Here is a 9,597-nt window from a genome sequence, read left to right as displayed (position 1 = left end):
TTCGGGAGCAGGTTTCTTCAACATGTCCCAATGAATCACAAACCCCCAGCTCACGCCAGGGGTTTGTCAGCAGTCTGCGGCCCGCAATTGCGGGCCTTGATAGCGACAACGTCACTCAGCGTTTTTTTGCGACTGCATAGCATCCCCGCGCCGGCACACCTGACTAGATCGGCTTCCAGCGCGATCAGGTCCTTGATCGCGGAAAAGTCCTTTCACGGCGCAGACGCGCTGTGGCTGGATGCCGCATCTAGTTCGGCATGACGGAGGAGAAATATCAAGGCTCATCTCATGCAAAAAAAGGCCCACAGTTGCGGGCCTTTCTTTCACAGCAGCGATATCTCAGGCAGCCTTGCAGGCCTGCACTGCGCCCGGAAGCTTGCTCCAGTCAGCGTACCAGCTGTTGAACAGCTTGAACTGCGCTTCGACATAACCGCGCTGGCTGTCGGTCAAGGCATCGGTTTCGTTGAAGTGGAGCGTGTATTCCTTGTCGCCCTTCAGCACCATCATATGCTTGAAGTAGAGAACCAGATCCGGGCCTTCATCGAAGGAGGATAGTACGGCGAGCGCCTGTTCCAGTTCCAGCGCGCGGGCGCGGGCATCCGCATCACCCTTGGCGGCCGCCTGCGACAGCTTGCAGAGATGAATGACTTCCTTGGGAAGCACATTGCCGATGCCGGTGATGGCGCCGGTTGCGCCGCAATTGACGAAGCCGTGGAAGACGGCGGTATCGACGCCAATCATCAGGGCAACGTCGTCGTCACGGCTGGTAATGTTTTCAGCCGCATAACGCATATCGGCGGGACCGCCGAATTCCTTGAAACCGACGAGGTTCTTATGCTCGGCGCGCAACGCAAAGAAGAGATCGGCGCGGGTCGCGAAGCCGTAGTATGGGCTGTTGTAGATGACGGCCGGGATTTCCGGAGCAGCCGAGAGAATGGCTTTGAAGTGCGCCTTCTGGGCAGCGATGACAGAACCGCGCGACAGGACGCGTGGAATGACCATCAACCCCTTGGCGCCAACCTTCTGGGCGTGCGCGGCATGAGCAACGGCAGATGCCGTGTTGACCGCCCCGGTACCAACGATGACAGGAATGCCAGCCTTAACGAGACGCTCGACGCCTTCCATGCGCTGCTCGTCCGTCAGGAGCGGCCAGTCGCCCATGGAGCCGCAATAAACGACGGCGGACATTCCGTCGGCGATGAGTTCCTTGCCCTTGCGGACAAGCGCATCGAAATCAGGTGTGCGGTCTGCCTTGCATGGGGTCATCAAAGCAGGGATTACGCCGGAAAAAATGCTGGCCGTCATTATTAGCTCCTAAGGCACAGGGTTCTCAGGAATGGTCGCGGCTCCGCGCCACCCTTTCGAGGAGGACATTACTATCTTGTATTTTATTTGTCGACAAGAAATCGACAGGCTACAGACTTATTTCAAGGCGCTCGTTTCGCACCAGCAGTTTCTGCACCTGGCGAACGATCTGTTCCGCGTGTTCACGCGCCAGTTTTTCCGAAAGTGCGATATCGCGCGCGGCGATCGCCGCGATCATTTCCTCATGGTCATCGACGAACCGCTTAGGCAGGCGGTCCTCGTAGGATTGATAATAGAGCCTGAGGATACGTCGCCCCTCATCCAGCAGGCGCTTGAAGAGGCTGGTGAAATAGGGGTTGCGGCCGGCCTCCGCTATCGAGAGATGAAGAGCGGCGTTGGTGGAGATCATTGCCAGTGCGTCCTGCTCCTCAACGGCTATGGCAAACTCCTTGTTATGCGCGCGAATGCCAGCCAGGTCCTCCGGCCGATGATATTGCGCGGCCAGTTGGGTTGTGACGCGGTACATCAAGACCAAAGCGTCGAAATAGGTGTGCATGTTCAAGAAATCGATATTCGACACCATGGTCGAGCGGTTGGGCAGCGTATCGATCAGCCCCTCACCCGAAAGGCGCACCAGCGCTTCACGAATGGGCGTGCGTGACATTTTGAATCGTTCGGCCAGCTGCACTTCATCGATGGGGCTTCCCGGCGGCAGAACCAGATCGAGAATCTCGTCACGCAGCAGGTCATAAACCATTTTCACGCCGGAGCCGCGCTTGCGCTCTGCAGAAGCAATAATATCCGTCATCATTAATCCCTCTTGTCGACATAAAGAGTACTATTATTTTTTTTCGTTATCAACGCGGCGTGGCACGGCCGTGACTTTGAATGCCGGAATAATCGTTCAAAAACAACAAAAAGCCGTCGCGGAAATTGCCCACGACGGCTTCAGATCATTCGATTTGTGTCGCAAGCCGGTCACGAGCGCGGATTGTGCGATAAAAGAGGATACGACTTGCTACAACGCTTCGGCCAGCGATCAGTTACGCAGACCGGTCGCCACGACGGAAATTTTGAAAGCGCCGTCCAGCGTCGGATCAAAAGACGCACCCATAACGACGTCCGTTTCCTCGCTGACGGCCTCGCGAACCAGCGTCATTGCTTCATCGATTTCGTAAAGGGTGAGGTCGTTGCCACCGGAAATCGAGACCAACGCGCCGCGGGCTTCCTTCAGCGAAGGTTCGCCGAGCAGTGGATTGGCAATGGCTGCGGCCGCCGCTTCCGACGCGCGCTTCTCGCCCTTGGCCTGCGCGGTTCCCATCAGCGCGCGGCCACCGTTCTTCATAACGTAACGCACATCGGCAAAATCAAGGTTGACCAGGCCTTCGCGCAGAATGAGATCGGTGATGCAGCGCACGCCGAGCGACAGGACCTTGTCCGCGGTCTTCAAAGCATTCTCAAACGTGGTGCCGGCGTCCGCGATGCGCAGCAGGTTTTGGTTGGGAATGACGATGACGGTGTCGGCCGTATTGAGCAGGTTGGCAAAGCCATACTCGGCAGCGCGCATGCGGCGCGCGCCCTCGAAGCTGAAAGGCAGAGTAACGACGCCGACGGTGAGGATGTTCTTTGCCCTGCAGGCTTCAGCGATCACTGGAGCAGCCCCGGTACCGGTGCCGCCGCCCATGCCGGCGGTGATAAAGCACATGTCGTAACCGCTGAGGTGGTCCATGATCTCATCGAGGGAATCGATCGCCGCCTGACGGCCGACCTCGGGATCGGCGCCCGCTCCCAGACCGCCCGTCAGCTCTGAACTGAGCTGGACGAGGCGGGGAGCGTTGGTCTTCTTCAACGCCTGCGCATCCGTATTGGCGGCAATAAAATCCACCCCGCCAATCCCTTCAGCGATCATGTTGTTGATCGCATTGCCACCGCCACCCCCGACGCCGACAACAGCGATATTGGGGGTATTGCGAGCAATGGTGGCGCGCGGAGACTGGGTCATCGTCTTGTTCTCTTTCTCAACTCATAGGGTCCGGCGCCGTACAGATAATCGGCACCCGAATGATCGGCGGCATTGCAGCGCGTCTTCCTGGGCGCAGGAACAACACGGTAACGCCTTGAAATTTCATGCAAGCCTTAAGGACAGATTGCGGCCAAAAGACTTGCGCACAAGCGGCGAAAGATGCGCTACGGCAACGTTCTCCCACCCCTTCCCCGGATGAAAACCAAACCGAATCAAATGCTTCACCATTGAGTGTTGATAGCCGAAAAGGGACATCGTTTACACTCCATTCACTATGTTTATCTCAATTTGGAACGAGTTACCCTCACGGGTGTTTGCTAGCCGACAGCGCCCGATGAGCGCATAGTATGGAGACAGGCAATGTTGGCAGACGTCTTGCAGAGAGAACCAGGTTACAGCACGCAACAGCCTCGCGTCCTGATTGTGGAAGACGAATTTCTGATTGCCATGGATATTGAAGACTCAATCATGCAGGCCGAAGATGATGCCAACGTCATCGGCATCGCCAACCGTCTGGACGATGCCATCGCACTCGGACGCAGCGCCGACGTCGCTTTTGTCGACGTCAATCTGGCAGACGGCCAGACCGGTCCTGAAATCGGCCGCAGACTTTCCGAGAGCGGTGTGGTCGTGATCTTCATGACCGCCAATCCTGAGGTCGTCGTTAACCTCGGTGTCGGGGCGGGCGTGATCTCAAAGCCAGTGCCGCAGGACGCGGTAGAACAGTGCCTCGCTTATGCCATTGCCAAACGCGCCGGCACCCACGCCGTGACCCCGATCGGCATGATGCCCTTCGAGTAGAACCACGGTTATAAAACGGGCTGAAAACAAAAAAGCCTGCCGCGGGAGGAGGTGCGGCAGGCTTTCTGAAAAAATGAACAGCGACTTGGGAGGAGGATAGACGCTGTCCCCGGGGCAATCCTTTGGGAGGAGGAGTAGGATCGTCCGCTTCACGAAAAGGATGTGGGAGGAGGTACATCCGTTTCGATGAAATGAAGATACCATTCTTCTGCGCATTTGCCAGGCACAAGGTTGCAGCACTGATATGCGCTGGACGCATACCCCGTAAGGGAAGTCGCCATCCGGTGGAGCGGCTAAACGGATGCTACCTTCGTCCGCTCTACATATTGGATCTGCGGATTGTCTTGATGCTTGGGAGTAGCCGACGAATGCGCTCCTCTCGCATGCTTTGCGGTGATCCGGGCGCTAAAGGTTGAGGTCACATTCAGTAAAAAACAAAAACGCCCGCAAGGCGGGCGTTCGGGACTTGAAAATGCGGAAGTGCCGCTTGTTTATTTGCCAACGGCGGCGCGGGCAACGCTGGTAATCTGGCTGCGGTCGATACCGAGATCGTGCAGTTCACGGCTGCTCATACGGCCCAGTTCGTTGATCGTCTGACGATATTTGCGCCAATTGTTGAAGCTGCGTGCTACGTTCATGACATGACCCTTTCTGAGGTTTTGGTGACGTCAGTAACGTTTTGTTCCGGCGTCCTTCGATGACCTCTATATGCGCTTTTCAATGGGGAATTAACAGGCAGAATAAGGCAATCCACCCATGCGTCAGACGCAAGGGTTGCCGACCCGGCCTGGGTCGAAAAGTAACGTGGCTCAAATCCATGACCTGGTAACGGAGCGCCTGCTTAGAACTTGTAGCGCACGCCGAAGACGTTGGCGTTTGTGGCGCCCTTCATGTTGCCCAGTGTTTTGCCACCCCCAGACCGGTGGTGAAGGCGCCAGAAGAATTCCGTCGAGGAATCCTCGCTGAAGGAGACGTTGATCTCAGGCCCGAGATAAAACAGGACGTTGGCATTGCCATCATCCTTGATTTCCTGCTCGCGCTCGCGGCCCGGCTGCGCATCCGTGACGAGGCTGACACCGGCGGTAAAGCTCGGGGTAATGAACAGTCGCTCACTGAGCCTGATCTGCTCATAACGCGCGACCGGGCCGGCCCACACCTCACCGGTAAGGCCCTTGCCAAATCTCGCAGCAATGCCGATTTCGCCACCCAGTTTTACATTGCCGATGCGGTAGGGATAAAACTGGTAACCGCCGCCCAGAATGGCATTCTTTTCGTATTCCACGGGAATGAGGGCCGCGCTTTTCAGCATGTCTTCTTTCGTCAGCATACCGCCGAAACCAAATATCGCCTCGCTCGTCTCCGAAGCCATATCCTCCGATGCGAAAGATGGTGTCGCGGCCAGTGCGATACTAGCCACCAGCGACAGGCGTGCTGCGATATTCATTTGCTACTCCTGAACAAAGCCCTCTTTTACCCAGCCGTCTCATAGGCATATTGCCCGAGGGCGAAAATAGCGTTGCCGAACACAATTAGTTTAACTCGTCTGGATATGCGGGAAGACGGGTTCATTTCCGATTTTCAGCGAAGGAACCGCCTGAATCGGCGAAGCGCAAGAACGAAAAGCGTCGAGCCGATGGCCAGCAGCGCGAGCAGCTGCGGCCAGACCACATCCAGCCCCGCCCCTCTGAAAAGCACCGATTGCGCCAGGATGACGAAATGGGTGTTTGGTGCCAGAAGCATGATGTACTGGATGATATCAGGCATGCTTTCGCGCGGTGTCATGGCGCCGGACAGCACCTGCAGCGGTAACAAAAACAGGATCAGCAACATGCCGAATTGCGGCATGGAACCTGCCACTGTCGCGAGGAAAATGCCCATCGATGTCATGGCAAAAAGCTGCAGCGCCGTTCCAAGCAGGAAAAGCGAAAGCGAGCCTTCTATGGGGATGGCGAGCAGCCCCTTGACGACAACAAGAAGGGAAAATGCGGAGGCTACCAGCACAACAAGGCCCATGGACCAGACCTTGCTGAGCATGATTTCCAGTGGCGTGACCGGCATGACCAGCAGATGTTCGACCGTTCCGTGTTCTCGCTCGCGAATAAGCGCCGCCCCTGTGAGCACGATGGAGAGCATGGTAATGGCGGTGATGATGTTGTTGATCGAGCCGAACCAGGATTTATCCAGCTCCGGATTGAAACGGGAGCGCAGCGTCAGTTCCACCGACACCGAGGTCGCACCGCGATAACGATTGATATATTCCTGAACTTCGCTCGTCACGATGCTCTGCACATAACCGCCGCCGCTGAAAGCCTGGCTCATGCGGGTGGCATCGATGTTGAGCTGGATGGCAGGCAGCTGGCCGGCCATCAGCCGGCGCTGGAAATCCGGCGGGATATCGAGGGCGAAGGTATCGAGGCCCGCATCCATGCGCTTGTCCATTTCGGCGATGGAAATCTGCTTTGGCGGTGCGAAATAGGGCGGATAAAATGCCGTGCTGATGCGGCTGGAAAGCGGCGACTGATCCTCGTCGACAATGGCGATGGCCGCGTTGTTCAGAGTCTCCGGCAGCGCGCTGGAACCGGTATAGATCTGCAGCGTGAAGGCATAGACGATAAGCAGCATCAGCATTCCGTCTCGCGCAAGTCCGCGCAGTTCCTTGATGCCGAGCTGCAAAATGTTGGACGAAAAAAGCCTCATAACGCCTGCTTTCTCAAAAGTGCAGCACCAGCAATGAGGAGCAGTGGAATGGCAATGAGAAGAGGCAGGAAGGAGCCTGAAAGTCCGGCGAAGTCCAAGCCCTTGGAAAAAGTCCCACGCGAAATGGTCATGAAATAGGTGGCAGGATAGACGTTGCCGATAAAGGCGCCCGCCCCTTGCAGCGACGAGACGGGATCGATCATGCCAGAATATTGAGTCGCCGGAATGAGCGTCAGAAGAGCCGTGCCGAAGATTGCCGCAATCTGGCTCTTCATAAAGGAAGACATGAGAAGGCCGATGGATGTGGCGATGATGACATAGAGCAGCGCGCCCGTCGCATACGCGAGATAACTTCCGGTGAATGGCACCTGGAAGACGAAGACCGCAAATGCCGTCAGAAGCACGAAATTGAGCATGCCAAGGGCGACATAGGGAAGCTGCTTGCCAATCAGGAATTCCAGCCGCGTGGTCGGAGTCACGTATAGATTGACGATGGACCCGAGCTCTTTTTCCCTTACGACGCTGAGGGCCGCCAGCATTGCGGGGATGAGCATGAGAAGCAGCGGAATGACCGCTGGCACCATGGCGACAAGGCTCTTGACGTCGGGATTGTAACGATAACGCGTTTCGATGCTGAAGCTGCTTTGCGTGGCCGCGCTGCCGTAAATTTCGGCGGCCTTCCGCGCCAGCCACGTCTGATGCATGCCCTGCACGTAACCGCGGACTGTCTCCGCTCGCTGCGGCATGGCGCCGTCTATCCAGGCGCCCACCTCTACGGTCTTGCCTCGCAAGACATCGCGGCCGAAGCCAGGAGGAATTTCAATGGCAAGGCTGAGTTCCCCGTCACGCATCCGCCGGTCCATATCGGCATAGTCCCGGATCGGCTCCTTCTCGATAAAATATCGAGAGCCGGCAATGTCGAGCACGTAGTCGCGGCTGATGGTGGAATCGTCGCGATCCAGCACCGCGAAAGTCAGATCCTCGACATCGAGATTGATGCCGTATCCGATGACGAACATCAGGATGACGCTGCCGAGCACCGCCAGCGTGCCGCGAATGGGATCGCGCTGCAGTTCCAGCGCCTCGCGGCGCGTATAGCTGAACATGCGCCTGAAATCGAAAAATCTCCTGCGGGTGGGCGCCGCATGCTGCGTCGCCGGCACCTGCGCTGCCGCGACAGGGCCGCCGGCAGTTGTCACCTTTTTGACGCCTGAAGCATCCTCGAGATAGGCGATGAAGGCCTCTTCGAGCGTTGCGGCATTTCGGCTCTTGGTAATCGCGTCAGGCGAATCGCTGATCAGTACCTTGCCGGCATGCATCAGCGAAATCCGGTCGCAGCGCTCCGCCTCATTCATGAAATGGGTGGAGATGAAGATGGTGACATTATCGTGGCGGGAGAGATCGGCAAGGATTTGCCAGAACCCGTCCCGTGCCACCGGGTCGACGCCGGAGGTCGGCTCGTCGAGGATGAGAATATCAGGCGAATGGATCATCGCCACCGCCAGCGACAGCCTCTGCCGGATGCCAAGCGGCAGGTCGTCCGGTAGTGTCTCCATGACCGCACCGAGATCGAAACGCTCGGCCATATCGGCGATACGCGGCTGAATGGTCTCTTCCGGCAGCTTGAACAGGCGGGCATGAAGATCGAGGTTCTGGCGCACCGTCAGCTCGGAATAAAGCGAAAAGGCTTGGCTCATATAGCCGACGCGGTGACGGATCGCCATATCGCTGGCATCCACCTTGTGCCCGAAAAGTTTCGCCTCGCCTTCGCTGGCCGCCAGAAGCCCCGTCAGCATCTTCATGGTGGTGGATTTTCCGCAGCCATTGGAGCCGAGAAAGCCGAAAATCTCGCCACGCGGAATCTTGAAGCTGACATTGTCGACGGCGGTAAAATCGCCGAAACGCATGCTGAGATGCGACGCCTCGATGGCATAGTCGCCCTCACCCGCCACCTTGCGCGGCGCGATATGGACTTCGTGGTAGCCCTTGCGCTTTTCTTCCGGCAGGAGCGCGATAAAGGCTGCATCGAGATTGGGTGCGGAGGTGCGCTGGAGAAGTTCGGCAGGCGAGCCGGTCGCTAAAATCTTGCCGCCATCCATGGCGACCAGCCAGTCGAAACCGGCGGCCTCTTCCATATAGGCCGTGGCGACGATGACGCTCATGCCCGGACGCCCGGCCCGTATGGAATCGATCAGTTCCCAGAATTGCCGCCGCGACAGCGGATCGACACCCGTGGTCGGCTCATCGAGAATGAGCAGGTCGGGATCGTGGATCAGCGCGCAGCAGAGCCCCAGCTTCTGCTTCATGCCGCCAGAAAGTTTCATCGCGGGGCGGTCGGCGAAGGGCTCGAGGCCGGTACTTTTCAGCAGATCGGCAATGCGCGCCTGCCGCTCCCTGCCGCCCTGTCCAAACAGCCTGCCGAAGAAGTCGATATTCTCGAAGACGGACAGGGTGGGATAGAGGTTCTTGCCAAGACCCTGCGGCATATAGGCGATACGCGGGCAGGTATCCTCGCGGTGGCGGGGATCGGACATGTCGCCGCCCAGAACCTCCACCTTGCCCTTCTGGATGGCGCGCGCGCCGGAGACGAGCGACAACAGGCTCGATTTGCCCACACCGTCAGGCCCGATAAGCCCGATCATCCGCCCGGCGGGGATCTCGACCGATATGTCGGCCAGCGCGATGGCGCTTCCGAAGGTCAACCGCACATCGGCCAATCGCGCGACTGGTGCGTTGCTGTCATTCGTTACGGGAGACGCGACCATGGTGGC

General features: G+C 57.8%; 8 protein-coding genes. 1 reads left to right on the top strand and 7 read right to left on the bottom strand.

Features of this window, described 5'->3' with window-relative positions:
- Positions 1 to 339: 339 nt before the first annotated feature.
- From FS804_RS23525 to ftsZ, 3 genes are all read right to left on the bottom strand, one after another.
- Positions 340 to 1,305, bottom strand: coding sequence for a dihydrodipicolinate synthase family protein (locus FS804_RS23525; protein WP_144579209.1), 966 nt, complete (start codon positions 1,303 to 1,305; stop codon positions 340 to 342).
- A 109-nt stretch (positions 1,306 to 1,414) separates the two neighbouring features.
- Positions 1,415 to 2,113 (bottom strand): GntR family transcriptional regulator, encoded by a 699-nt coding sequence (locus tag FS804_RS23520; RefSeq protein WP_063951805.1) that lies wholly within the window; start codon positions 2,111 to 2,113, stop codon positions 1,415 to 1,417.
- A gap of 231 nt (positions 2,114 to 2,344) precedes the next feature.
- Positions 2,345 to 3,307 (bottom strand): cell division protein FtsZ, encoded by a 963-nt coding sequence (ftsZ, locus tag FS804_RS23515; RefSeq protein ID WP_003521714.1) that lies wholly within the window; start codon positions 3,305 to 3,307, stop codon positions 2,345 to 2,347.
- A gap of 381 nt (positions 3,308 to 3,688) precedes the next feature.
- On the opposite strand from ftsZ, the gene FS804_RS23510 reads away from it, so the two are divergent.
- Positions 3,689 to 4,129 carry a response regulator gene (locus FS804_RS23510; RefSeq protein WP_144579208.1) on the top strand — a complete coding sequence of 147 codons (441 nt, stop codon included), beginning with the start codon at positions 3,689 to 3,691 and terminating at the stop codon, positions 4,127 to 4,129.
- Positions 4,130 to 4,620: 491 nt separating this feature from the next.
- On the opposite strand, the gene FS804_RS23505 is transcribed toward FS804_RS23510, so the two are convergent.
- The 4 genes from FS804_RS23505 to rbbA all read right to left on the bottom strand — a co-directional run bounded on the left by FS804_RS23505 (position 4,621) and on the right by rbbA (position 9,591).
- The gene (locus FS804_RS23505) at positions 4,621 to 4,767 is read right to left on the bottom strand and encodes a DUF1127 domain-containing protein (protein ID WP_003505647.1); all 147 of its coding nucleotides are present in this window, start codon (positions 4,765 to 4,767) and stop codon (positions 4,621 to 4,623) included.
- A gap of 203 nt (positions 4,768 to 4,970) precedes the next feature.
- Entirely contained in the window at positions 4,971 to 5,573 is a 603-nt protein-coding gene (locus FS804_RS23500; protein WP_186376971.1) for a hypothetical protein, read from the bottom strand.
- Positions 5,574 to 5,707: 134 nt separating this feature from the next.
- Positions 5,708 to 6,826: an ABC transporter permease gene (locus tag FS804_RS23495; protein WP_144579207.1), complete on the bottom strand. Its 1,119-nt coding sequence runs from the start codon at positions 6,824 to 6,826 to the stop codon at positions 5,708 to 5,710.
- The gene (gene rbbA, locus FS804_RS23490; RefSeq protein WP_144579206.1) at positions 6,823 to 9,591 is read right to left on the bottom strand and encodes a ribosome-associated ATPase/putative transporter RbbA; all 2,769 of its coding nucleotides are present in this window, start codon (positions 9,589 to 9,591) and stop codon (positions 6,823 to 6,825) included. Before rbbA ends, FS804_RS23495 begins: the two co-directional genes overlap by 4 nt.
- Positions 9,592 to 9,597 lie beyond the last annotated feature (6 nt).

This window comes from Agrobacterium sp. DE0009 (genome assembly GCF_007680755.1).
In the GTDB taxonomy this organism is placed as follows: Bacteria; Pseudomonadota; Alphaproteobacteria; order Rhizobiales; family Rhizobiaceae; genus Agrobacterium; species Agrobacterium tumefaciens_B.
This window is presented reverse-complemented; position numbering and strand designations above follow the sequence as displayed.

Bases quoted from the DNA above. Each gene is read 5' to 3' on its own strand.
- FS804_RS23525 (WP_144579209.1), bottom strand. From the start codon at position 1,305: ATGACGGCCAGCATTTTTTCCGGCGTAATCCCTGCTTTGATGACCCCA.
- FS804_RS23520 (WP_063951805.1), bottom strand. From the start codon at position 2,113: ATGACGGATATTATTGCTTCTGCAGAGCGCAAGCGCGGCTCCGGCGTG.
- ftsZ (WP_003521714.1), bottom strand. From the start codon at position 3,307: ATGACCCAGTCTCCGCGCGCCACCATTGCTCGCAATACCCCCAATATC.
- FS804_RS23510 (WP_144579208.1), top strand. From the start codon at position 3,689: ATGTTGGCAGACGTCTTGCAGAGAGAACCAGGTTACAGCACGCAACAG.
- FS804_RS23505 (WP_003505647.1), bottom strand. From the start codon at position 4,767: ATGAACGTAGCACGCAGCTTCAACAATTGGCGCAAATATCGTCAGACG.
- FS804_RS23500 (WP_186376971.1), bottom strand. From the start codon at position 5,573: ATGAATATCGCAGCACGCCTGTCGCTGGTGGCTAGTATCGCACTGGCC.
- FS804_RS23495 (WP_144579207.1), bottom strand. From the start codon at position 6,826: ATGAGGCTTTTTTCGTCCAACATTTTGCAGCTCGGCATCAAGGAACTG.
- rbbA (WP_144579206.1), bottom strand. From the start codon at position 9,591: ATGGTCGCGTCTCCCGTAACGAATGACAGCAACGCACCAGTCGCGCGA.